The following is a 22,434-nucleotide window of genomic DNA, read 5'->3' on the forward strand; positions in this document are numbered from 1 at the left end:
GACGCAACGCCTCGCTCATTGACCGGCTGCCGTGGCCCACCCGGCCCGCCGTGCCGGGCGCCGAGCCCCGCCGTCCCACACCCCGCCGCCCCGGCGCCCCGCCTGCGGCGCGGTGCGGGACGTCCCGGGTTCGGCTCTCCGGAGTCGAGCGCCCCCGACGCCTTCGCGTCTCGGGGGATGGCACCATGATGAGCCGGATCATGGAAGGCGGTGGCCTGGATGAATGGTGTGCTGGGGATCGACGTGGGCGGCACGAAGGTGGCCGTCGGCGTCTCGGAGACCGACGGCCCGTCCTTCGCGGCCCGCGTCAGGCTCGACTCCGGACCTGACGCGCTCGCCCGGGCGCTCGCCGCGGCCCGCGAGCTGAACCCGGAGCCGGCCGCGGTCGGCTTCTCGACCTGCGGGATCGTCCGCGACGGCGTGGTACGGCTGGCGCCGAACGTGCCGGGCTGGGAAGGGCTGGAACTGCCCAGGCTGCTCGGCGAGGCGTACGGCGGCACGCCTGTCGCCATCGACAACGACGTGAACGCCGCCGCCCGCGCCGAGCTGCGCTGGGGCGCGCTGCGCGGCGTGTCCACCGGCGTGTACGTCAACCTGGGCACCGGCCTGGCCGCGGCGCTGGTGATCGGCGGCGAGGTGGTCGCCGGAGCACACGGGGCCGCGGGCGAGATCGGCTATCTCCAGGTGACCCCGGGCGAGCCGGCCTTCGCCGACGGCCGGGTGCCCCTGGAGGAACGGGTGTCAGGCGGCGGGCTGGCCGCGCGGGCCGGCGCGCTGCTCGGCCGCGAGACCACGACCGAGGAACTGCTCACCCGCCAGGCCGACGGCGCCCGGACGACGGGCTCGGGCTCGGCGGAGGTGCGTGAACTGGTCGAGGAAGCGCTGGCCACGCTGGCCATGACGGTGGCCAACCTGTGCGTGACCGTCGACCCGGAGCGGGTCGTGATCGGCGGCGGCATGATGGGCGCCGCCGAACTGATCATGCCCAGGATCACCGCGGAGGTGCGGCGCGCGGTGCCGTTCCCGCCCGAGGTGCGACCGGCCGTCTTCACCGACGACGCCCCGCTGCTCGGCGCGCTCGCCCTCGCGCACTCACTCCACGTCCGGGAGCGGTAGAACGTTCCCGAGTGGGATCAGCGGCCGGAGTGCTCCGGCGCGCCGCCGTTGTCGCGCCGGTCCAGCGCGGTCTGCAGGGCCTCGGCGGCCTCGTCGCGCTGCTCTTCGGCACGGTGGAAGGCATACATCTCGTACATGTGGCTCATCTCATTTCGCGGACGCGGTTGACCTGAGGAGTCGGACCCCGGTCGCGAATCCGACCGGGCCTGATCTCGTGGGTCCGGATCACGGACCGAACGAAGGGGACTTACCGGCCGACACAACGCCACTCACCGCGGCGAGTCGTCGACCTGCCCTAACAGGCCCCGCCGCGGCAGGTAATAAGTACGAGAACCTGGCGCATTTCTCGTAACACTACCTGGTGGCAGCCACAGTGTCTCGTTGGATGTCCTAGCATCTCGCATGTTGAGACAACAAAAGACCGCCGCGGGACCGGTCCACGCGGCGGTCTTTCCTGGTTGGAACGGATCAGTCGGTGAGATCCACCGAACGGCCGCTCTCCGCGCCGATCTCCGCGCCGATCTGCTCGACCACGTCGGCCGGGATCGCCGAGTCGACGGTCAGCGCGATGAGCGCCTTGCCGCCCTTGACGTCACGGGCCACCTGCATCGAGGCGATGTTGATGCCCTGCTCGCCGAGGATGCGGCCGACCACGCCGACGATGCCGGGGCGGTCGGCGTAGGTGAAGAACGACAGGTGCTCGGTCGGCTCGATCTCCATCTCGTAGCCGTTGACCTCGACGATCTTCGTGATCTGCCGGGGGCCGGACAGCGTGCCGGAGACCGAGACCTGGCGGCCGTCGGCCAGCACTCCGCGCACGGTCACCACGTTGCGCCAGTCGGGGCTGTCCGAGCTGGTCACCAGCTCCACGGTCACGCCGCGGTCCTTGGCCAGCAGCGGCGCGTTGACGTAGGTGACCTGCTCCTCGATCACGTCGGCGAACACGCCCTTGAGCGCGGCCAGCTCGATCACCCGCACGTCCTGCGAGGCGATCTCGCCGCGCACCTCCACGTCGAGCTTGGTGGCGACCTCGCCGGCCAGGGCGGTGAAGACCCGGCCCAGCTTCTCGGCCAGCGGCAGGCCGGGCTTGACGTCCTCAGCCACCGCGCCGCCCTGGACGTTGACCGCGTCCGGCACGAACTCGCCGGCCAGCGCCAGCTTCACGCTGCGCGCGACCTGGGTGCCCGCCTTCTCCTGGGCCTCGTGGGTGGAGGCGCCCAGGTGCGGCGTCACGACGACCTGGTCGAGTTCGAACAGCGGGCTGTCCGTGCACGGCTCCTTGGAGAACACGTCGAGGCCGGCGCCGGCGACGCGGCCCTCCTTGATGGCGGCGTAGAGCGCGCCCTCGTCCACGATGCCGCCGCGCGCCACGTTGATGATGCGCACGCTCGGCTTGACCTCGTGCAGTTCCTTGTCACCGATGAGCCCGAGCGTCTCCTTGGACTTGGGCAGGTGCACGGTGATGAAGTCGGCCTGCTTGAGCACCTCTTCGAGGCTGAGCAGCTTGACGCCCATCTGCGCGGCGCGGGCCGGCGGCAGGTAGGGGTCGTAGGCGATCAGCTCGACGCCGAACGGCTGCAGCCGCTGCGCCACGAGCTGGCCGATCTTGCCGAGGCCGAGGATGGCGACGACCTTCTCGTCGAGCTCGACGCCGGTGTACTTGGACCGCTTCCACTCACCGTTCTTCAGCGCGGCGTGGGCCTGGGCCGTGTTGCGCGCGCTGGCCAGGATGAGCGCGATGGTCTGCTCGGCGGCGCTGGTGATGTTGGAGGTCGGAGCGTTGACGACCATGACACCGGCCTTGGTGGCCGCTTCGACGTCGACGTTGTCCAGACCGACACCGGCGCGCGCCACCACCCGCAGCTTGGGGGCGGCGGCGATGGCCTCGGCGTCCACCTGCGTGGCCGAGCGGACGATGAGCGCGTCCACGTCGGCGAGCGCGGGCAGCAGCTGGGAACGGTCGGCGCCGTCGGTGTGGCGGACCTCGAAATCAGCGCCGAGTACGGCGAGGCCGGCCTCGGACAGTTCCTCTGCGACCAGAACGACGGGCTTGTTCACTGGTGTGGATCCTTAAGGGGCATGCGGCGGGCACGAGGGACACGTCGCTGGGTCCCTCGGGGATCCCTCAGAGTCTATCGATGCTTGTGAACGCGTTCACGAGGGACCCGGATTCTGAGACGGCCGTGGCGCTACCCAGCGCCCGGCAAAGTCATCCACACTGCACCCATCTTTGTATTGATCGGGAGATTTATTGGCCATTAGCCTGATAAGCCGTGGCCGACTACCTATGGTTCGTCATATGAGCATCGGGAATCCTGCGCTTGCCGACGTGCTCGCCCAGCATGGCGCTCCGCATCGCCTGCTGGCGGCTCTCGCCGACGGTGGAGTCCTGGTGGCTGTGCGACCAGATCGATCGGTCGTCCTAGGGACGACCCAAGCCGGTGACCGGGTGCTGCTCGGTTACACCGGGCCGACGACCTACGCCAGGCACCGTGGCAGCCATTCCCTCTCGGCGTGCGACGCCGACACCATCCTGGACATCCAGCGCGTCACCGGCGTGCGGGAGATCGTGATCGACGCCGCCGGCCCAGCCGCGGCCGCCGTGCCGATCGACGACCTCCAGCGGTACCTCACCTCGACCAGGACCGGGCCGACCCCCGTCCTGTCGGGGGCGGTGCCCGCCGCCTACGCCACCGGCGCGATGGCCACGGTGTCGCGGACGTCCACGCCCATGGCGCAGGTGGCGGCGCCGACGCCGCAGGCGCCCGCGCTGCCCTGGGTGCCCGCGCCCCGCCCGCACCTGTCGGGGCCGATGCAGCAGGTGGACCCGGGCTACCGGCGCTGCGCGCATCCGATCCTGCCCGCGCTGAGACGGGCCATCGCGCGGATGCTCGCCGACTATCCGCTCGTGCACCACGTCTGGATCTCCGAGGCGCGCACCGCCTCGGGCGCCCCCGGCATCATGCTGCACGTCAAGGTGCACATGTCGGCGGCCGAGGACGTCGTGCGCGACCTGCACCGCGGCGTACGCGCCCGGCTGCCGCAGTTCGCGGCCAGCGAGGCGCCGATCCTCATGGCCAGGGTGGCCGACGCGCGCAGCGAGCGCCGGATGATCGAGATCGGCGCACACGTGGTGTGCGCCGACGTCAGGGACTGACCACGGGGGCCGGCCCCCCGGCCCCCGGTGGAAAGTGGGCCCTACCGAACAAGCTCTCGCTCGGCTTGAATAAGGCTCATGATCGCCCCGGCCGTGACGCCCCGCACGGTTTCCACAGGTGTGCGACTCGGCTACGGCGTCGGCTCGTTCTGCACCGCCACGTTCAACGCCGTGCCCGGTCTCCTGCTGCTGTACTACATGACGAACTTCCTGGCCGTGCCCGCGTGGCTGGCCGGGGTGGTGGTCGCCGCGCCGAAGGTCTGGGACCTGGTGATCAACCCGGCGGTGGGCCGCTGGTCGGACCGGACCAGGTCACGGCTGGGCCCGCGCCGGCCCTGGCTGCTGGCCGGGGCGCTCACCACGCCGGTCGCCTTCTTCCTGACGTTCGCGGGGCCGTCGCTGACCGGGGTGGACGCCGCCCTGTACGTGGGCGCCTGCTTCATCGCCGCGGCCACCGCGTACGCGCTGTTCGAGGTGCCGTACAAGGCGATGCCCGCGGAGATGACCGACGACTACCACGAGCGCACGGCGCTGCTGCAGTGGCGGATGGTCTTCATCGGCGCGGCCACCGCGATCAGCGGCATACTCGCGCCGACGATCGTCAACAGCCAGGGCGAGAACGGCACGCTCGACAGCCACCGGCTGATGGCCGTCGTCATCGCCGCGATCATGATGGCCGCGATGCTCGGCGCGTTCTTCGGCACCGCCCGCGCGCCCATGACCGGCGCGCCCGAGCCCGACGGCGGCCGCTGGCGCGAGCAGTTCGCGGCGGCCAGGGGGAACCCGGCGTTCGTCTGGCTGCTGCTGCTGAGCTGCACGCAGATGCTCGCGGTCAGCATGATGCTGGCCGCGGCGCCGTACTTCGCCTCGTACACGATCGGCGACCCGAAGGCCACCAACACGCTGTTCGCCGCGCTGGTCGGCCCGATGCTGCTGACGATGCCGCTGTGGGTGCGCCTGTCCAGGCGCTTCGACAAGCGCGGCGCGATGCTCATCGCCGCGCTGCTCTTCGGCGGCGGCACGCTGGCGACGCTGGCCACCCCGCTCATCGGCTCCTGGTACGCCCACGCCATGCTGCTCCTGGTCGGCACCGGCGTGGCCGGGGTGCAACTGCTGCAGTTCTCGATGCTGGCCGACGTGATCGCCACCGACGCGCTGACCACCGGCAAGCGCAGGGCCGGGGTGTTCACCGGGCTGTGGACGGCGATCGAGAGCGGGGTCAGCTCGTTCGGCGCGCTGATCTTCGGCGTGATCCTGTCGGCCGGCGGCTTCATCGAGTCCGAGCCGAGCACGCCGGTCCAGCAGCCGGACAGCGCGGTGACCGCGGTCCTGATCGGACAGACCGCGGTCCCCGCACTGATCATCTTCCTGTCGGTGCTGATGACGCTGAAGTACCGGCTCAGTCCAGCCGCCGTGCCGGCGACGGACGCGTCCGCGTGAACGTCCCGGCCAGCAGGGCGGCGAGCAGGGGCAGCCCGATCACCAGCCCGGCCAGGTAGAGCCAGGGCACCGCGATGTCCGGCACCCGCTCGACGAACAGGATCCCGCCCGCCGCCTCCGTCCTGACCATGGACGGGATCAGCGCGATGCCCATGACGACGCCCGGCACCAGCCCCACCACTGCGCCCAGCGCCGCGATGTAGCCCGCCTGGGCCGCCACCACCAGCCTGCGGGTCCTGGGCGGGCCGCCGACGGCCGAGAGCGTGTCCAGGTCGGCCCGCATGTCGGCGGCGGCCAGGCCGGTGGCCGCGAACGTGCCGCCGAGCACCAGGATCAGCGCCGCGCCGAGCAGCGCGCCGAGCACGGCTCGGATCACGCCGGCGTGTCCCTCCTCCACGTCCACCCGCGTCCGTTCGTGCAGGGCGCCCAGGCTGTGCTCCAGCCGTTCCGCGTCGCCGGGGACGGCCGAGTACAGCTTGCGCTCCGCCACCTTCAGCCCCGCGCCGGTCACCGCCGAGGCGGGGATCACCGCACCGGACTGGCCCTCGTCCGCGGCCGTCGACAGGACGGCGGGGATGCTGAACCACTTGGGTTCGGCATCCCCGCCCGTCGGCCGGGCGAGTACGGCGAGCCTGCCGTCGCGCAGCAGCCCCGGGTGGAAGACCACGGCCTTGCCCGCGGCCAGCGCCTCGGCCGCGCGCGGGTCCGTGCGCCCCTGGAAGAAGGCGAGCAGCCGGGCGTCGCCCACCGGGAACTCGTCCAGGAAGCTGAGCCCGCCGGCACATCCGTCCAGGCAGTCCTCGGACAGGACCGGGCCGAGCGGCAGGCTGACGCCCCGCTCGTCGCGGGCTTCGAGTCCGCTGACCAGGTTCACCCCGGGCAGCAGCCGCTGCGCGCCGGCCCGCACCCGCGCCCATTCGCGGTCGTCGGCGCCGTAGGTGGTGATCGTCATCGTGCCCAGCGGCGCCTGGAGCGCACGCCTGGACGCCTCGTCCTCGTAGACGGTGTAGGCGGCGATGCCCGTCGCGACCGCGGCCATGGTGGCCGCCATCACCGCCGCCGTCGCGGAGGCCGTCCGCGATCGGTGGCGTGCGGCGTCGCGTACGGACAGGCGGGCCGGCAGCGGCAGGCGCCTGGCGAGCCGCCCGGTGGCGCGCACCAGCCACGGCGTCACCGCGACCAGCCCGAGCACCACCAGGACGAAGCCCGCCGCCACCTTCAACTGGTCCCGCTCGGCCAGGAACACGGTCACGCCGACGCCGAGCACCACCAGCGCCAGACCGGCCACGGGCAGGCCCGCCCTGTCGCGGACCTCGCCCGTCCGGCCGGCCAGCACCCGCACCGGGCTCTGCCCGGCGGCCTGCGACGCCGGAACCAGGGCCGCGATCAGGCCGCTGAGCAGGCCGAGCGCGGCCACGGCGAGCACCGGGAGCCACGGCACCTCGATCGGGCCGCTGCCCCAGTTCAGCTGCCGCGCCGCGATCCGCTCGACCAGCGCGCCGCCCCCGATGCCGAGCAGCGCGCCGGTCAGCGCCGCCGCGCCGCCCAGCACCAGGCCGTCGGCGAGCACGATGGTGCGCAGATGGCCGGGCGAGGCGCCCTGGGTGGCCAGCATCGCCAGCTCCCTGCGGCGGCGGCGCAGCCCGACGGCGAACGCGGGCCCCGCGAGCAGGACCGTCTCGGTGACGACCAGGACGACGCCGATCGCGATCCCGGCGAGCGTGCGGGTACGCGTGTCGCCCGGCAGGTTCGCGCTGAAGGTCATCTCCTCGATCACCGCGCGGGAGACCACGGCCAGCCCGGACTTGTTGAGCCGCGGCACGTCGCTCCACCACACGGGGGCCGCCGTGTCGGCGAGCCATTCCGTGCCGCGCTGGGTGTCCGGGGTGAGCGTGCCGGGCAGGCCGGTCAGCTCCATGAGCCCGGGCCTGGTCGGGTGCTCAGCCACGCCGACCACCCGCAGCTGCCGGTTCTCCCTGGTCACCGCTATCGTGCCGCCGACCCGCAGGCCCCTGTCGCGCAGCTCGGGGCTCACCGTGACCTCGCCGGGCGCGGCCGCGTACCTGCCTTCGACCAGCGGCCGCAGGCCCTTCGCCATCGGGTCGCGCAAGTCCGTCTCCAGCGTGTTCGCCACGTCGTAGCCGCCGTCGACCCAGACGTGGACGGTGAACACGTGATACGGGATGACCCGGCCGCCGACCAGGGCGCCGATTTCGGCCGCCGTCAGCCGCACCGCCGGCCGCTTGCCGTAGTTGGTGATGTCGCCCCGCTTGTTCTGGCGTACCCGGCCGCCGATGGCGTTGACGCTCGCGTCGGCCGAGCCGAGCCGGGAGATCAGCTGCTCCTTGGGTGAGACATGGGTGGTGGCGGCCGCGGTGAGCACACCCGTGATGACCAGGACGGGCAGGGCGATCATCACCATGATCAGCGCGCTGCGGCCCTTGAAGCGCAGCGCGTCTCGTCTGGAGAGCCGCAGCGCGGCCAGGAACGCGCTCATCTGGCGCTCTCCATGCGCACCGAGCCCGCCTCGGCCAGTCTGCCGTCACGCAGGTAGACCACGCGGTCGGCCCAGGCCGCGTACCTGGGCTCGTGCGTGACCAGCAGCACGGCCGCGCCGTCGTCGCAGCGGGCGCGCAGCAGTTGCAGGATCTCGTCGCCGGTGGCGGTGTCGAGCGCGCCGGTGGGCTCGTCGGCCAGCAGCAGCCGCCGTTCGCCGACCAGCGCCCTGGCGATGGCCACCCGCTGGCGCTGGCCGCCGGACAGCTCCTCGGGGAAGCGGTCGGCGAGCTGGTCGGCGGCCAGTTCGGCGAGCACCAGCAGCGCCTGCTCGCGCGCCGCGCGGGCGCGCACGCCGTCCAGCTCCCTGGGCAGCATCACGTTCTCCGCGGCGGTCAGCGACGGGATGAGGTTCAGGTCCTGGAAGACGTAGCCGACGCTGCGCCGGCGCAACGCGGCCAGGTCCTTCACCCCGGACAGGTCCGTGCCCTCGATGAGCACGCTGCCCGAGGTCGGCCGGTCGAGCCCGCCGGCCAGGTTGAGCAGCGTGGACTTGCCCGACCCCGACGGGCCCATGACCGCGACCAGCTCGCCGGGCGCCACCTCCAGGCTCACGCCGCCGAGGGCGTGCACCTGGCCATGCGTGCGGGTCACGTCCCGCAGACTCACCGCTGTCATCGGTCCATCCCTTTCAAAACGGTCTCGCAGTGATCCAGCCAGCGCTGTTCCGCCTCGGCTTTGAAGATCAGCGAATCGAGGACGAGCCGCCGCGCGACCCCGTCGGCCGCCGCCCGTTTCGCCCTGGTCAGTTCCTGCAGGTTGCGCATCGTGGCCAGGCGCTGGGCCAGGATCACCTCGGCGACGTCCACGTCACCCGCGGCGACGGCCATGGCGAGTTTGATGGCCAGTTCGTCCCGAGGCCGGCCGGTCTGGTCGACGGGGGTGCTGAACCATCGCTCCAGTTCCTCCCGGCCGGCCTCGGTGATCGTGTAGACCGCGCGGCCCTGCTCGTCGGCGCCGCCGGGCGCGACCAGGCCGTCGCGTTCCAGGCGGGAGAGCGTCGTGTAGACCTGGCCGATGTTCAGCGGCCAGGTCGCCCCCGTGGACGACTCGAACTCCACCCGCAACTGGTAGCCGTATCGCGGTCCTCTGCTCAGCAGTGCGAGCAGTCCGTGTCTGATCGACATGGATACTGAGTATGCATACTGAGTATGCTCGCCGCAACCAGACGCGGTGTGGCCCATGAAGGTGGGTATTCTGGACAGGAAACGCCGTTGAGGCCGATACTCAGGAACATGAGCTCCACGCACCCGCCGTTCCGCGCCTCAGATGGGGAACGTGACCGCGCGATCGACGAGCTCAGAGACCGGGCCGTGGAGGGCCGGATCTCCCACGACACCTTCGTCGGCCGGGTCGACCAGGCCCTGCGTGCCCGCAACCAGTATGAACTCGACGAACTGGTCGCCGACCTGCCGCGCAAGCAGACGCTGCGCGAGCGGCTGACCGACGCCGTGTCGTCGGTCTCGGAGTTCACCACCAGGCTGCAGTCCGCCTGGCGCAAGCCGCGGCTGCCCAGGCTGGCGCTGCCCACCGACGACCGGGTGCGTTACGTGGTGGGCCGGGGCTCGGCCTGCGACCTGGTGCTGTCGGACCTGACGGTCTCGCGCGTGCATGCCGAACTGCGGCGCGACGGCGAGGGCTGGACGCTCATCGACCTGGGCTCGCTCAACGGCACCAGGCTCAACGGGTGGCGGCTGGTGGGGCCGGCCCGGGTGCGGTCGGGGGACGAGGTCTCCTTCGGCGACTGCGGTTTCCTGGTGAGCGCGGGCCAGTCGTCCGCGTGACGTCTCGGGCCTGACGAAATATACGGATATTTGCGGATTACAGCGCCGCCGGGCTGATCCATGCTCACATGCGATCCCTGATCCTCCGATTCCCTGATCACCCGGACCTTCCGGCTTTCCTGTTCGCCTGATCCTCCGATTCCCTGATCGCCCGATCCCTCCGATCAGCGGCCCCCCGACTACAGGCCATCGGCCTCTCAGGAGACCTCATGCGGCGCACCTCAACCTCCCTCGTCGCGGGCGCGCTCGTCGCGACCCTCGCGTGGGCGTCAGCCCCGTCCTCACCCGCCGTCGCGCTCGACCCCGCGGCCGGCGTGGCGGACCTGGCCCTGGACATCAACAAGATCCTCAGTGACTCGCGGCTCACGATCGCCAGGGCCGGCGTCGTGGTCAAGAGCGCGGCCACCGGCGAGGAGCTCTACTCCACCGACGCGGGCAAGCTCATGACGCCGGCGTCCAACACCAAGCTGTTCACCGCGGCCGCCGCCGTGGAGACGCTCGGCCTCGACTACCGCTTCCCCACCACCGTGCTGAACGGCGGGCGCAGGATCGGCTCGGTGATCAACGGCGACCTCGTGCTGCGCGGCACCGGCGACCCGACCATGCTGGCCGAGGACTACGACGCGCTGGCCGCCGCGGTGGCCAGGTCGGGCGTCAAGGTCGTCACCGGCAAGCTCGTCGCCGACGACACCTGGTTCGACTCGGTACGCCTGGGCAACGACTGGGCCTGGGACGACGAGACCGCCTACTACGCGGCCCCGATCTCCGCACTGACCGCCTCCCCCGACCGCGACTACGACGCCGGCTCGGTGATCGTCACGGTGGCGTCCGAAGGCGGCAAGGTCAAGGTGACCACGACGCCGGAGACCGACTACCTGAAGATCGTCAACAAGGCCACCGTGGGCACGGAGACCGACGTCCTCGTCGAACGGCAGCACGGCACCAGGACGGTGGTGATCACCGGCACGGTGGCCGACTCCTACCAGGAGTGGGTGGCCGTGGACGACCCCACCGCCTACGTCGCCGCACTGTTCCGCAAGTCGCTGGCCAAGCACGGCGTGCGGGTGCTCGGCCCGACCGTGCCCGGCGCGGCGCCGGAGGGCGCGGCCGAGCTCGCCGCGCACGAGTCGATGACGCTGGGCGAGCTGCTCGTGCCGTTCATGAAGCTGAGCAACAACATCCACGCCGAGATCCTCGTCAAGGCCATGGGACGCAAGGCGGCCAACCAGGGCACCTGGGCGGCCGGGCTCAAGGTCAGCACCGACTTCGCCAAGGCCAACGGCGTGCAGGTGATCAACATGCGGGACGGCTCCGGCCTGTCGCGCCGCGACGGGTTCTCCGCCGGCTCGATCGCGCAGCTGCTCGGCGCGGTGCGGAGCAAGCCGTGGTTCCAGGCCTACTACGACTCGCTGCCCATCGCGGGCAACGCGGACCGGTTCACCGGCGGCACGCTGCGCAGCCGCATGCGCAACACCCCGGCGGCGAACAACGTGCACGCCAAGACCGGCTCGCTGACCGGAGTGACCTCGCTGTCGGGTTACGTCACCAGTGCCGACGGTGAGCCGCTGGTCTTCTCCATCATGCTGAACCAGTACCTGTCGGGCGCCCCGAAGGACATCGAGGACAAAATTGCGATCCGTCTTTCGCAGTTCTCCCGGGCCAACGCCGCGGACGTCCCCGCGTCGCCGCAGCTCCGTGCCACAGGGGATTCCGGCGCCGGCGATCTTGAATGTTCGTGGCTGAAGCCCATCGAATGCTGATCCGTCCCTGACGCCACGCGGCCCCCAGACGTCCAGGGGGCCGCTATGGTTTACCGAGGTCGATGACGGTTTTATTACTTGGAACTCCAAGTAAGGGCCTGTTTTTCCGGACATGGCCGACTTGGGAGGGCCAGAATGCCGTCTCGACGCAGGTGTCGAATCCCCACAGGGAGGACAAGCATGCGCAGACCACTCCAGGCCCTGGCCTGTCTCGGGAGTCTGGCGGCAATGAGCTTCCCCCTGCCCGCCGCGCACGCACAGTCCTCCGGGGCCACTCGCGCGGCTGCGCCGCCGGTGTCGCTGGCATCGTCGGCCGCGCAGGGGTGCCGCGTGGCGGCGGCCAAGCCGTACGTCGACGCCCGGGGCGTGATCAGGGGCACGGTCAGCCGGGCCGGCTGCACGGACGAGGCGAGACTGCGCGTCCGGATCAAGGTCTCGGTGAAGGGCACCGACCCCACGGTCAAGAGTGGCTCGCAGATCGTCCGCAACGCCCGCATCACCGCCGGGCTGAAGTGCGGCAAGACCCCGCGCCGCTACTACGTGGTCGCCCTCGACTCCAAGGGCCGCGAGCGCTCGTCGAGCGCGGTGACCCTGTCGTGCAAGTCCAGCGGCATCTCCGCAGTGGAGCAGGCGGTGGTCAAGCTCACCAACGAGGCCAGGGCGAAGGCCGGGTGCCGTCCGCTCGTCCACGACACCAAGCTGCACAAGGCCGCCGAGCTGCACTCCGCCGACATGGCGGCCAAGAAGTACTTCGACCACACCTCCAAGGACGGCCGCGACGTGGCCGACCGCATCACGGCGGCCGGCTTCAAGTGGCGCTCGTACGGCGAGAACATCGCCATGGGCCAGCCCACGGCGGCCTCGGTGGTCAAGGGCTGGCTCAACAGCCCCGGGCACCGGCGCAACATCCTGGACTGCGGCTTCACCCACATCGGTGTCGGGCACCACGCCAAGGGCCCGGTCTGGACCCAGGACTTCGCCAGCCGCTGACCTCAGGAACGGTCGGGCGGAGCCGGCACTCCACCCCGACGCCGGCCACCCCACCGCACGCCCGCCCGTTCCCCTCCGAGCGGGCCCGGCCGCGCCTCCCCGCACACGGACCGCGGCCGGGTCCGCGACACTGCACGCTTGCCGGCACGTCGAAGGGCCCGCCTCCACGAGGAGACGGGCCCGTTCGCGTGTTTCGGGATTCTCACCCAAGTCACATGGAGAGAAGGCCGTTCAGAATCGGCAGGTAGATGAGGCTCTGGTGCTCGCCGTAGGTGTTGAGGTCGCCGCCGTCGAACTCCGCGTCCTCGCCCAGGTACCACCGGAGGCCGTCGTCGGAGCCGCCCATGACCACGGGAACCGCCGTCTGGACCGAGGCGACGGCCGGACCAGCGGTCATGGCCAGGCCACCGACGAGACCGGCCAGGACGAGTCCTGTTCTCAACATAACTTTCTCCTCTTGCGTTCTCTTGACTACTCTACGTAGCGACTGCGGGAGATGTGCCCGACGCCCCACATCGGCAAACAGCCTGGATTCCACCCTTGACGTGGGCAAACGCCCCTCACGGGGAATTCAGGAGAGAAGACCCCACTCCTGGGGGATCCGCATGACGTGCGGGGAGTTGCCATTGAAGAAGGACTGGCGTTCGCATGGCGAAACCCCTCCACGGGCACCAAACTGGGGCTCTACGAGGGAGGAAGATCATGGACAGGCAGACCCACACCGTCAGTTCCGCCGACGGAACCACGCTCGCCTACGACCGGCTCGGCCACGGCCCGGCCGTCGTGCTGATCTCCGGCGGCCCGTCCGACCGCACCGCCAACCAGGAGCTGGCCGAGCTGCTGTCGGCGCACTGCACCGTGTACAACTACGACCGGCGGGGGCGGGGCGAGAGCGGTGACACGCCGCCGTACTCGGCCGAGCGCGAGTACGAGGACCTGGCCGCCGTCATCTCCGCGGCGGGGGATTCCGCGGCGCTGGTCGGCAACTCGGGCACCGGGCTGATCGCCCTGGAGGCGGCGGCGCGGGGGCTGCCGGTCAGCAGGCTGGCCCTGTGGGAGCCGCCGTTCGTGGTGGCCGACAGCCGCACACCCATCCCCGCCGACTGGGGCCGCTACGTGGACGAACTGGTCCAGGACGGCCGGCCGGGCGACGCGCTGGCGTACTGGATGACCACGGTCGTCGAGGTGCCCGCCGAGTACGTGACGCAGATGCGCACCGAGCCGTTCTGGGCGGCGATGGAGCCGAACGCGCACCTGCTGGTCCGCGACGCCGCGCTGCTGCGCGACTTCTCCCTCGACCTCCCGCGCGTCGCCCAGGTCACGGCGCCGGTGCTGGTGCTCGACGGCGACAGCATTCCGTGGGTCAACGAGGGCGTCGAGGCGCTGGTCGCGGCCCTGCCCAACGCCGAGCACCGGCGGCTGCCCGGGCAGCCGCACGACCTGCCGATGAAGGTCTTCGTGGAGGCGATCGCCGGCTTCCTCACCGCCTGACCAGGGGGCCGGGCTCAGGGCACGGCGAGGACGACCGGGCCGCCGGCCGGGCTCAGGGCACGGTGAGGATGACCGGGCCGTCCTGGGTGATCGCCACGGTGTGCTCGACGTGGGCGCTGCGGCTGCCGTCACCGGTGCACACCGACCAGCCGTCGGAGGCCATGTGGTAGTCGTCGCCGCCACCGGCGATCAGGCTCGGCTCGATGGCGATCACCAGCCCGGGCCGCAGCCACAGCCCGCGCCCCTTGCGTCCCTCGTTGGGCACGAACGGGGATTCGTGCATCTCACGGCCGATGCCGTGGCCGCCGAAGTCGTTCTGCATGCCGTACCCGGCGCCCCGTCCGACGGCGGACATCGCGTGCCCGACGTCACCCATGCGGGCGCCGGGCACGGCCGCGGCGATGCCGGCGGCCAGGGTCGCGTCGGCGACGCGGATCAGGTCCAGGTCCTCGGCCCGGGCGGCGCCGACGACGAAGCTGACCGTCCCGTCGGCGTGCCACCCGTCCACGTGCACCGCGCAGTCCACGCTCAGCAGGTCGCCGTCACGCAGCCGGTACGGCGTCGGCAGCCCGTGCAGCATCACCCCGTTCACCGAGGTGCAGATCACCCCCGGGTACGGCGTCGCGCCGAACGACGGGTGGTAGCCGAGGAACGACGACCCGGCCCCGCCCTCGTGGATGACCGTCCTGGCGACCTGGTCGAGCTCGCGCAGTGACACGCCCACGGCGGCCTGCGCCCGCACCGCCGCGTGCACGCCCGCGACCACCCGCCCGGCTTCGCGCATGGCGGAGATCTCCCCGGCACTCTTGAGCTCGATCACGGTCACACTCCCGGCTTGTCGATAACTATACCGGTATTATTATCAGGTTCCTCGTTGATCGGCCGCATTTCTGCACTCGGCTTTAAATTTGGAGTCGACACCATTTTTCTACTAGCGTCTGCGGCATGACGGAAGGGCTGCGAGAGCGCAAGAAGCAGCGGACGCGCCGGCACATCTCCCAGGTGGCCATCGGGCTGTTCGTGGAACGGGGCTTCGACCAGGTGACCGTCGCCGAGGTCGCGGCCGCCGCCGAGGTGTCGGTGAACACCGTCTACAACTACTTCCCGGTCAAGGAGGACCTGGTGCTGCCGCCCGACCAGGCCTCGGCGCATCGGCTGGCCGACCTGGTGCGCGAACGCCCGCCCGGCCGGCCCGCCGTGCTCGCGGTGCTCGACCGGCTGCGCGCCGAGGCCCGCGGCCGTGACCGGCGCATGGGGCTGAGCGAGGGGTTCGGCCGGGTCTTCGAGATGATGCGCGCCGCGCCCACGCTGATGGCCCGGCTGAGCGACCTGGGGCAGCGCATGACCGACGAACTGGCCGCGGCGCTGGCCGACGAGACCGGGGCGGATCCCGGCGACCCGCTGCCGCGGGTGGTGGCGTGGCAGGTCGGCGCGCTCCACTCGATGATCTATACCGAGATCGGCCGGCGCACCGCCGCCGGCGAAGACCGCGACACGATCGCCGCGGCCGTGCTCGACCTGCTCGACGTCTTCGAGAGCCTGCTGGGCGAGCGCGTGCTCGCCTACGCCGTACGAAAGGAATGAGGCGTGTTCAGAGTGACGATCCGCGGCACGTTCGACGGGCTGAGCGAGGCCGGCCGGGCCGCCGTGCTCGCGGCCGGCGGCGTGGCGTACACCGAGGAAGGCACGTTCACGCACGACCAGAGCGTGTCGGCGTTCACCTTCCGCTGCCAGATGCCCGCCGGTCCCGACGACGGCGAGGCCGAGGCCACCGCGATGGCGATGGCGGCGCTGGCCGCGCACGGGCACCCGCACCGGGTGCTCCGGGTCGCCGTGACCGACCTGCGGACCATCAAGATCCCCAGCAGGCGCCGCCGGGCGTCATGAAAAAGAGCGGGGGCGCCGGCCCCCGCTCTTTCACGCTACCGGCAGGCTCAGGCCTTGAGCCAGCTCATCATCGGGCGCAGCTTGGCGCCGGTCTTCTCGATCGGGTCGGCGGCCAGTTCCTCGCGGTAACGCGTGAACTCCTTCTGGCCACCGTCGAACTCCTCGACGAGCTGGCGGGCGAACGTGCCGTCCTGGATCTCGGCCAGGATGCGGCGCATCTCGGCGCGGGTCTCGTCGGTGATGACGCGCGGGCCACGGGTGTAGCCGCCGTACTCGGCCGTGTCGGAGACCGACCAGTACATCTTGGAGACGCCGCCCTCGTACATGAGGTCGACGATCAGCTTCATCTCGTGCAGGCACTCGAAGTAGGCCACCTCGGGCTGGTAGCCGGCCTCGATGAGGGTCTGGAACCCGGCCTTGATCAGCTCGGACACGCCGCCGCACAGCACGGCCTGCTCGCCGAACAGGTCGGTCTCGGTCTCCTCGGTGAAGGTGGTCTTGAGCGCGCCCGCGCGGGTGCCGCCGATGCCCTTGGCGTACGACAGCGCCAGCTCCAGCGCCTTGCCCGAGGCGTCCTTCTCCACGGCCACCAGACACGGCACGCCGCGGCCGGCCTCGAACTGGCGGCGGACCAGGTGGCCCGGGCCCTTCGGGGCGACCATGCAGACGTCGACGCCCTCGGGCGCCTCGATGAGGCCGTAGCGGATGTTCAGGCCGTGGCCGAAGAACAGCGCGTCGCCCTCGACCAGGTTCGGGGCGACGTGCTCGGCGTACAGGTGACGCTGGATGTGGTCCGGCGCCAGGATCATGGTGAGGTCGGCCTCCTCGACCGCCTCGGACGGGCTGAGCACGCGCAGGCCGTCGTTCTGCGCCTTCTCGCGGCTCTTGGAGCCCTCGGGCAGGCCGACGCGCACGTCGACACCCGAATCACGCAGGGAGAGCGCGTGGGCGTGGCCCTGGCTGCCGTACCCCAGCACGGCCACGTGGCGCCCCTGGATGATCGAGAGGTCGGCCTGGTCGTCGTAGTAGATCTCTGCCACTTTGAGTAAAACCTTTCAGGCGGTACGGTCCAGTGCCCTGAGGGACCGGTCAGTGATGGAACGGGCGCCGCGGCCGATGGCCACCATGCCCGACTGGACAAGTTCCTTGATCCCGAAGGGTTCGAGGACCTTGACGAAGGCTTCGAGTTTGTCGGGGGTGCCGGTGACCTCGATGGTCACGGCGTCGGCGGCGACGTCCACGCAGCGGGCGCGGAAGAGGTTGACCAGTTCGAGCACGTGCGAGCGGCTGTCGGCGTCGGCCTTGACCTTGATCAGCATCAGCTCGCGCTGCACCGACTGCGACGTGTCGAGCTCCACGATCTTCAGCACGTTCACCAGCTTGTTGAGCTGCTTGGTGACCTGTTCGAGCGGCAGTTCCTCGACGGAGACCACGATCGTCATGCGGGAGATGTCGTCGTGCTCGGTGGGCCCGACGGCCAGGGAGTCGATGTTGAACCCCCGCCGGCTGAACAGCGAGGACACCCGCGCCAGGACGCCGGGCTTGTTCTCGACAAGAACAGACAGCGTGTGCCTACTCATCTTCGTTCTCCCACTTCGGCGCCATGTCCCGGGCGATCTTGATGTCGTCGTTGCTGGTGCCCGCGGCGACCATGGGCCAGACCATGGCGTCCTGGTGGACGACGAAGTCGACCACCACGGGCACGTCGTTGATCTCCATGGCCTTCCTGATCGTGGCGTCGACGTCTTCGGGACGCTCGCAGCGCAGGCCCACACAACCATAGGCCTCCGCCAGCTTCACGAAGTCCGGGATGCGACGCTTCGCCTGCAGGTCGGTGTTGGAGTAGCGCTGGTCGTAGAAGAGCGTCTGCCACTGGCGGACCATGCCGAGGTTACCGTTGTTGATGACCGCCACCTTGATCGGCACGCCTTCCAGCGCGCAGGTGGCCAGCTCCTGGTTGGTCATCTGGAAGCAGCCGTCGCCGTCGATCGCCCAGACCGTGGCGTCGGGGCGGCCCATCTTCGCGCCCATCGCGGCCGGGACGGCGAAGCCCATGGTGCCCGCGCCGCCGGAGTTGATGAACGTGCCCGGCTTCTCGTACTCGACGAACTGGGCGGCCCACATCTGGTGCTGGCCGACGCCCGCCACGTAGTAGGCGTCGGGACCGGCGATCGCGCTCAGCCGCTGCATGACGTACTGCGGGGCCAGCGAGCCGTCCTCGAACTCCTCGTAGCCCAGCGGGTAGGTCTCCTTGTAGCCGTTGAGCAGCGTCCACCAGTCGGCGTAGTCGCCCTGCCGGCCCGACGCCTCGACGGCGTTGATCAGCTCGCCGATGACCTCCTTGCAGTCGCCCACGATCGGGACGTCCGCGTGGCGGTTCTTGGAGATCTCCGCCGGGTCGATGTCGGCGTGCACGATCTTGGCGTACGGCGCGAACGACGACAGCTGGCCCGTCACCCGGTCGTCGAAGCGCACGCCCAATCCGATGATCAGGTCGGACTTCTGCAGCGCGCCCACGGCGGAGACGCTGCCGTGCATGCCCGGCATGCCCATGTGCTGCGGGTGGCTGTCGGGGAACGCGCCACGGGCCATCAGCGTGGTGACGACCGGGATGTGGGTCAGCTCGGCCAGGCGCAGCAGCTCGGGCGAGGCACTCGCCTTGTGCACGCCGCCGCCGACGTACAGGACCGGGCGCTTGGCCTCGGCGATCAGCTTGGCGGCCTCGCGGATCTGCTTGGAGTGCGGCTTGGTGACCGGGCGGTAGCCGGGCAACTGCATGGTCGGCGGCCAGGAGAACGTGGTGTCGGCCTGCAACGCGTCCTTGGCGATGTCCACCAGCACCGGGCCGGGACGGCCGGTCGAGGCGATGTGGAACGCCTCCATGATCGTGCGCGGGATGTCCGCGGCGTCGGTGATCAAGAAGTTGTGCTTGGTGATCGGCATCGTGATGCCGGCGATGTCGGCTTCCTGGAAGGCGTCCGTGCCGATCAGCGGCGAGGCGACCTGCCCGGTGATGGCGACCATCGGCACGGAGTCCATGTAGGCGTCGGCGATCGGCGTCACCAGGTTCGTGGCGCCCGGGCCGCTGGTGGCCATGCAGACCCCGACCCGGCCGGTGGCCTGGGCGTAACCCTCGGCCGCGTGACCAGCGCCCTGCTCGTGCCGTACAAGCACGTGCCGGACCTTGGTCGAGTCGTAGAGAGGATCGTAGGCGGGGAGAATCGCGCCACCTGGGATCCCGAACACGGTGTCGACTCCCACGTGCTCCAACGCCCTGACCAGGGCTTGTGCACCTGTCATCCGTTCGGTCATCGGCTCGTTCCTTGCGTTGTCACTTGACGCCTTAAGGACATAAAAAATGCCCCTTCCCACCGGGAGGTGGGACTGGGGCGGCGCGCAGGTCGGAGTGCTTCGCTAACGGCCTGCGCGCCGGCGAAGTACTACGAGAATCTCACTGCGAAGCATGCCTTACACCATAGCCGCTCCGAACGCCCCAGTGTCAACTTGGTGGGACACAAGTCTCAGACAGTGAGACTCGTCCGCATCAGTGAGTCCACCCCGCGAGCCGCCATCGGACGGGCGACCAGGAAGCCCTGCCCCCTGGTGCAGCCCATCTCCCGCAGCAATTCGAGCTGCTCGGGACGCTCGATGCCCTCGGCCACCACGATGAGACCGAGGTCGTGGCCGAGCCGCACGATCGTGCGGGTGAGCAACGTCAGCGTGTCGTCCCTGCCCAGCCCGGAGACGAACGACGGATCGATCTTGATCATGTCGACCGGGAGCTGCCTGAGGAAGGCCAGCGAGGCGTAGCCGGTGCCGAAGTCGTCGATGGCCAGCCGCACGCCGAGCGCGCGCAGCTCCGACAGCCGCTTGATCGTCTCCTCGGCGTCCTCGACCAGCATCTCCTCGATCACCTCGAGCGTGAGCGCGGAGGCCGGCAGGCCGCTCTCGGCCAGCGCCTCCTCGACCGTCTCGACGAACCTGGGCGCGGTGATCTGCCGGGCCGACAGGTTCAGCGACAGCCCGATGTCCCACGACGAGGCCCGCCAGGCGGCCACCTCGCGGCACGCCTCGCGCAGGATCCACTCGCCCAGCGGCACGATGAGCCCGGTGTCCTCGGCCGGGCCGAGGAACTGCTCCGGCGGCACGAACACCGAGCCGCGCCACCACCGCACCAGCGCCTCCACCGCGGTCACCCGCGAGGTGGCCAGGTCGACGACCGGCTGATACTCGATGGCGAACTGCTGCTCGATGAGCGCCCGCTGCAGGTCCGCGGCCAGTTCGAGCCTGCGGACCACGTCGGCGTGCATCTGCGCGGCGAACACCTCGACCCGCCGGCCGCCCAGCTCCTTGGAACGCGCCATCGCCACATCGGCGTTTCGTATCAGGTCTCCGGCCGGCATGTCGTCCTCGGCGAACGCCACGCCGACGCTGGCCGTCAGCGCCACGTCGCGGTCGGCCACCCGGAACGGCTCCTGCGAGACCGCGCGGACCAGCCGCTCGGCCAGGTCGACCGCGACCTGCGCGTCGCCGCCCGTCTCCACCAGCACCGCGAACTCGTCGCCGCCCCATCTGGCCAGCGTGTCGTCGGCGCGCACCGCGCCGCGCAGCCGCCTGGCCGCCTGGCCGAGCAGGTAGTCGCCGCTGGCGTGGCCGACGGAGTCGTTGACCGAGGTGAACCCGTCGAGGTCGAGGAAGATGACCGCCACGTACGGCGAGTTGCGGCCCGACAGCACCTCGCGGGTGCGCTCCTCGAAGTAGGCGCGGTTGGGCAGGCCGGTGATGCCGTCGTGGAAGGTCAGGTGGGCGACCTGGTAGCGCAGCGCCTCCTCGTCGCTCACGTCCCTGATCGTCACCAGCAGCAGGTCGTCGCCGCCGACGTGCCTGGTGGCCACGGACTCGGTGGGCCGCCAGGTGCCGTCGGCGCCGCGTACCCGGCAGGCGATCAGGCAGGCGCCCGGCGCGACCTCCTCGTCGGGGCCCATCGCGCGCAGCGCCTCCTGGATGCCGGGCACGTCTTCGGGGTGGATGTAGTCGAAGATCGGGCGGCCGACCAGCTCTTCAGGACGGTAGCCGTAGGTGACCTCGACGCCCGCGCCGATCTCGCGTATCGCGCCCTCGTAGTCGCACATCAGCACCACGTCGCCGGTGCTCTCGGCCAGCTCCCTGAGCTGCTTGTCGCCGAGCGCGACCAGCCTGCGCAGGTTGATGTTCACCCCGGCCAGCACGAACAGGCGCACCAGCAGGACCAGCACCACCGACACCGCGACGACCACGACGCCGGTGACCGGCGGCTGCTGCCGCCCGCTCGCCAGGTGCGCGAGCAGTGTGAAGGCGGCCACCGCGACCAGCGCCGGCGGCACCAGCGTCATCAGGTGGCCGACGCCAGGGCCGCCCGCCTCCCTGGCCGGCGGCCCCCACGGGACGGCGGCCAGCAGCAGGAGTGCCACCGGGGCGAGCATGAGGCTCCAGATCGGCGGCGTGCCGTCGCCGAGCCGCGCGACCGCGGCCGCCATGCCCGCCACCGTCATCGTGCCCAGCACGCCGACCCCGGCCAGCCCGAGCGGCCAGGACGTGGACCGGTTGGCCACCACGGCGGGCACCACCGCGAACGTGACGAGCAGCGCGACCATCGGCGGCAGCATGGCCACGGTGAACGCGGGCGGGTCGCCCGCGTCGTCGTAGACGTGGCGCAGCGCCACCACCCAGCCGATCAGGAACAGCGAGGCCGAGCAGAGGAAGGAGTCGGTGAGATGGCGCAGCACGACGCCCGCGGGGAAGGCGCGGCCCGCGGCCATCAGCGTGCCGCCGGCCATGATCACGGTGCCGAGCAGCACGAACAGGTCGGCGAAGCTCACCACGAAACTCTCGGCCACCGGGCGCAGCGCCACGCCGGCCGCCCAGATGACGGCGCCGCCGCCCATCCAGCGCGCGCCGGCCGCCGTCGAGCGGTGCGCGAGCCTGCGGGCCGCCGCGAGCAGCAGCGAGGCCGCGGCGACCAGCGCCGCGAACGCCCCGGCTATCGCGCCGGCGAGGAGGGCGGGACCGCCCGCGAGCAGCGCAGCGGCGAAGCCCGCCGCACCGGCCGCCGCCGCGGCGGCCAGCGGCGCCCGTGGATCACGCCAGCGGATCACAGTCGTTGCCCATCCCGTCTCGAACTCTCGCCTCAGCGACCGCCGAAGCCTGGCACATCACCTCGCCAGTGTGTGCGGTCGCGGATGCGCGGGGGGTGACAACGCCGATGTCGTCACCG

At 71.0% G+C, this 22,434-nt stretch carries 19 protein-coding genes; 9 read left to right on the forward strand and 10 right to left on the reverse strand.

Features of this window, described 5'->3' with window-relative positions; all coding sequences use genetic code 11:
• The first annotated feature begins 219 nt into the window (after positions 1–219).
• On the forward strand, positions 220–1,116 hold the full coding sequence (locus HII36_RS16725) for an ROK family protein (protein ID WP_173524115.1): 897 nt from the start codon (positions 220–222) through the stop codon (positions 1,114–1,116).
• A gap of 468 nt (positions 1,117–1,584) precedes the next feature.
• On the opposite strand, the gene serA is transcribed toward HII36_RS16725, so the two are convergent.
• Positions 1,585–3,174, reverse strand: coding sequence for a phosphoglycerate dehydrogenase (gene serA / locus HII36_RS16730; RefSeq protein WP_173524116.1), 1,590 nt, complete (start codon positions 3,172–3,174; stop codon positions 1,585–1,587).
• Between the two features lie 334 nt (positions 3,175–3,508).
• Here serA and HII36_RS16735 point away from each other — a divergent pair, with 334 nt between their 5' ends.
• Positions 3,509–4,273: a hypothetical protein gene (locus tag HII36_RS16735; protein ID WP_328807743.1), complete on the forward strand. Its 765-nt coding sequence runs from the start codon at positions 3,509–3,511 to the stop codon at positions 4,271–4,273.
• Between the two features lie 78 nt (positions 4,274–4,351).
• Positions 4,352–5,713, forward strand: coding sequence for an MFS transporter (locus HII36_RS16740; protein WP_173524118.1), 1,362 nt, complete (start codon positions 4,352–4,354; stop codon positions 5,711–5,713).
• Here the strand turns inward: HII36_RS16740 and HII36_RS16745 are convergent.
• The 3 genes from HII36_RS16745 to HII36_RS16755 are packed head-to-tail and all read right to left on the reverse strand — an operon-like array spanning position 5,673 to position 9,396.
• Positions 5,673–8,210, reverse strand: a complete 2,538-nt coding sequence (locus tag HII36_RS16745) for an FtsX-like permease family protein (RefSeq protein WP_173524119.1) — start codon at positions 8,208–8,210, stop codon at positions 5,673–5,675. The two genes, HII36_RS16740 and HII36_RS16745, sit on opposite strands and share 41 nt — an antisense overlap.
• Positions 8,207–8,887, reverse strand: coding sequence for an ABC transporter ATP-binding protein (locus tag HII36_RS16750; protein ID WP_173524120.1), 681 nt, complete (start codon positions 8,885–8,887; stop codon positions 8,207–8,209). The genes HII36_RS16745 and HII36_RS16750 overlap by 4 nt, the downstream gene beginning before the upstream one ends.
• Positions 8,884–9,396, reverse strand: a complete 513-nt coding sequence (locus HII36_RS16755; RefSeq protein WP_173524121.1) for a PadR family transcriptional regulator — start codon at positions 9,394–9,396, stop codon at positions 8,884–8,886. Before HII36_RS16755 ends, HII36_RS16750 begins: the two co-directional genes overlap by 4 nt.
• 108 nt (positions 9,397–9,504) lie before the next feature.
• Between HII36_RS16755 and HII36_RS16760 the strand changes: the two genes are divergently transcribed.
• The 3 genes from HII36_RS16760 (at position 9,505) to HII36_RS16770 (ending at position 12,803) form a co-directional block, all read left to right on the forward strand.
• Positions 9,505–10,053, forward strand: a complete 549-nt coding sequence (locus HII36_RS16760; protein ID WP_173524122.1) for a DUF1707 and FHA domain-containing protein — start codon at positions 9,505–9,507, stop codon at positions 10,051–10,053.
• Between the two features lie 209 nt (positions 10,054–10,262).
• Complete coding sequence (gene dacB / locus HII36_RS16765) at positions 10,263–11,813, forward strand: D-alanyl-D-alanine carboxypeptidase/D-alanyl-D-alanine endopeptidase (RefSeq protein ID WP_173524123.1); 1,551 nt, start codon at positions 10,263–10,265, stop codon at positions 11,811–11,813.
• A 180-nt stretch (positions 11,814–11,993) separates the two neighbouring features.
• A complete protein-coding gene (locus HII36_RS16770) occupies positions 11,994–12,803 on the forward strand; it encodes a CAP domain-containing protein (protein ID WP_236003572.1) in 810 nt (269 codons plus the stop codon).
• Between the two features lie 211 nt (positions 12,804–13,014).
• On the opposite strand, the gene HII36_RS16775 is transcribed toward HII36_RS16770, so the two are convergent.
• Positions 13,015–13,248: a hypothetical protein gene (locus HII36_RS16775; RefSeq protein ID WP_173524125.1), complete on the reverse strand. Its 234-nt coding sequence runs from the start codon at positions 13,246–13,248 to the stop codon at positions 13,015–13,017.
• Between the two features lie 257 nt (positions 13,249–13,505).
• Here HII36_RS16775 and HII36_RS16780 point away from each other — a divergent pair, with 257 nt between their 5' ends.
• A complete protein-coding gene (locus HII36_RS16780) occupies positions 13,506–14,294 on the forward strand; it encodes an alpha/beta fold hydrolase (RefSeq protein ID WP_173524126.1) in 789 nt (262 codons plus the stop codon).
• 52 nt (positions 14,295–14,346) lie between these two features.
• Here the strand turns inward: HII36_RS16780 and map are convergent, their stop codons facing one another.
• Positions 14,347–15,114: a type I methionyl aminopeptidase gene (gene map, locus HII36_RS16785; protein ID WP_173524127.1), complete on the reverse strand. Its 768-nt coding sequence runs from the start codon at positions 15,112–15,114 to the stop codon at positions 14,347–14,349.
• 125 nt (positions 15,115–15,239) lie between these two features.
• On the opposite strand from map, the gene HII36_RS16790 reads away from it, so the two are divergent.
• On the forward strand, positions 15,240–15,878 hold the full coding sequence (locus HII36_RS16790) for a TetR family transcriptional regulator (RefSeq protein ID WP_173524128.1): 639 nt from the start codon (positions 15,240–15,242) through the stop codon (positions 15,876–15,878).
• Positions 15,879–15,881: 3 nt separating this feature from the next.
• Positions 15,882–16,181, forward strand: a complete 300-nt coding sequence (locus HII36_RS16795) for a DUF6204 family protein (RefSeq protein WP_173524129.1) — start codon at positions 15,882–15,884, stop codon at positions 16,179–16,181.
• A gap of 47 nt (positions 16,182–16,228) precedes the next feature.
• Here the strand turns inward: HII36_RS16795 and ilvC are convergent, their stop codons facing one another.
• The 4 genes from ilvC to HII36_RS16815 form a co-directional block, all read right to left on the reverse strand.
• A complete protein-coding gene (gene ilvC, locus HII36_RS16800) occupies positions 16,229–17,212 on the reverse strand; it encodes a ketol-acid reductoisomerase (RefSeq protein ID WP_173524158.1) in 984 nt (327 codons plus the stop codon).
• A gap of 24 nt (positions 17,213–17,236) precedes the next feature.
• A complete protein-coding gene (ilvN, locus tag HII36_RS16805; protein WP_173524130.1) occupies positions 17,237–17,761 on the reverse strand; it encodes an acetolactate synthase small subunit in 525 nt (174 codons plus the stop codon).
• On the reverse strand, positions 17,754–19,493 hold the full coding sequence (locus tag HII36_RS16810) for an acetolactate synthase large subunit (RefSeq protein WP_173524131.1): 1,740 nt from the start codon (positions 19,491–19,493) through the stop codon (positions 17,754–17,756). The genes ilvN and HII36_RS16810 overlap by 8 nt, the downstream gene beginning before the upstream one ends.
• Before the next feature lie 209 nt (positions 19,494–19,702).
• Positions 19,703–22,315 carry a putative bifunctional diguanylate cyclase/phosphodiesterase gene (locus HII36_RS16815; protein ID WP_328807744.1) on the reverse strand — a complete coding sequence of 871 codons (2,613 nt, stop codon included), beginning with the start codon at positions 22,313–22,315 and terminating at the stop codon, positions 19,703–19,705.
• Positions 22,316–22,434 lie beyond the last annotated feature (119 nt).

It is taken from the genome of Nonomuraea antri (assembly GCF_013283785.1).
Classification (GTDB): Bacteria; Actinomycetota; Actinomycetes; order Streptosporangiales; family Streptosporangiaceae; genus Nonomuraea; species Nonomuraea antri.

Bases quoted from the DNA above. Each gene is read 5' to 3' on its own strand.
- HII36_RS16725 (WP_173524115.1), top strand. From the start codon at position 220: ATGAATGGTGTGCTGGGGATCGACGTGGGCGGCACGAAGGTGGCCGTC.
- HII36_RS16755 (WP_173524121.1), bottom strand. From the start codon at position 9,396: ATGTCGATCAGACACGGACTGCTCGCACTGCTGAGCAGAGGACCGCGA.
- HII36_RS16780 (WP_173524126.1), top strand. From the start codon at position 13,506: ATGGACAGGCAGACCCACACCGTCAGTTCCGCCGACGGAACCACGCTC.
- HII36_RS16790 (WP_173524128.1), top strand. From the start codon at position 15,240: ATGACGGAAGGGCTGCGAGAGCGCAAGAAGCAGCGGACGCGCCGGCAC.
- HII36_RS16740 (WP_173524118.1), top strand. From the start codon at position 4,352: ATGATCGCCCCGGCCGTGACGCCCCGCACGGTTTCCACAGGTGTGCGA.
- dacB (WP_173524123.1), top strand. From the start codon at position 10,263: ATGCGGCGCACCTCAACCTCCCTCGTCGCGGGCGCGCTCGTCGCGACC.
- HII36_RS16770 (WP_236003572.1), top strand. From the start codon at position 11,994: ATGCGCAGACCACTCCAGGCCCTGGCCTGTCTCGGGAGTCTGGCGGCA.
- HII36_RS16750 (WP_173524120.1), bottom strand. From the start codon at position 8,887: ATGACAGCGGTGAGTCTGCGGGACGTGACCCGCACGCATGGCCAGGTG.
- HII36_RS16810 (WP_173524131.1), bottom strand. From the start codon at position 19,493: ATGACCGAACGGATGACAGGTGCACAAGCCCTGGTCAGGGCGTTGGAG.
- HII36_RS16760 (WP_173524122.1), top strand. From the start codon at position 9,505: ATGAGCTCCACGCACCCGCCGTTCCGCGCCTCAGATGGGGAACGTGAC.
- ilvN (WP_173524130.1), bottom strand. From the start codon at position 17,761: ATGAGTAGGCACACGCTGTCTGTTCTTGTCGAGAACAAGCCCGGCGTC.
- HII36_RS16775 (WP_173524125.1), bottom strand. From the start codon at position 13,248: ATGTTGAGAACAGGACTCGTCCTGGCCGGTCTCGTCGGTGGCCTGGCC.
- HII36_RS16745 (WP_173524119.1), bottom strand. From the start codon at position 8,210: ATGAGCGCGTTCCTGGCCGCGCTGCGGCTCTCCAGACGAGACGCGCTG.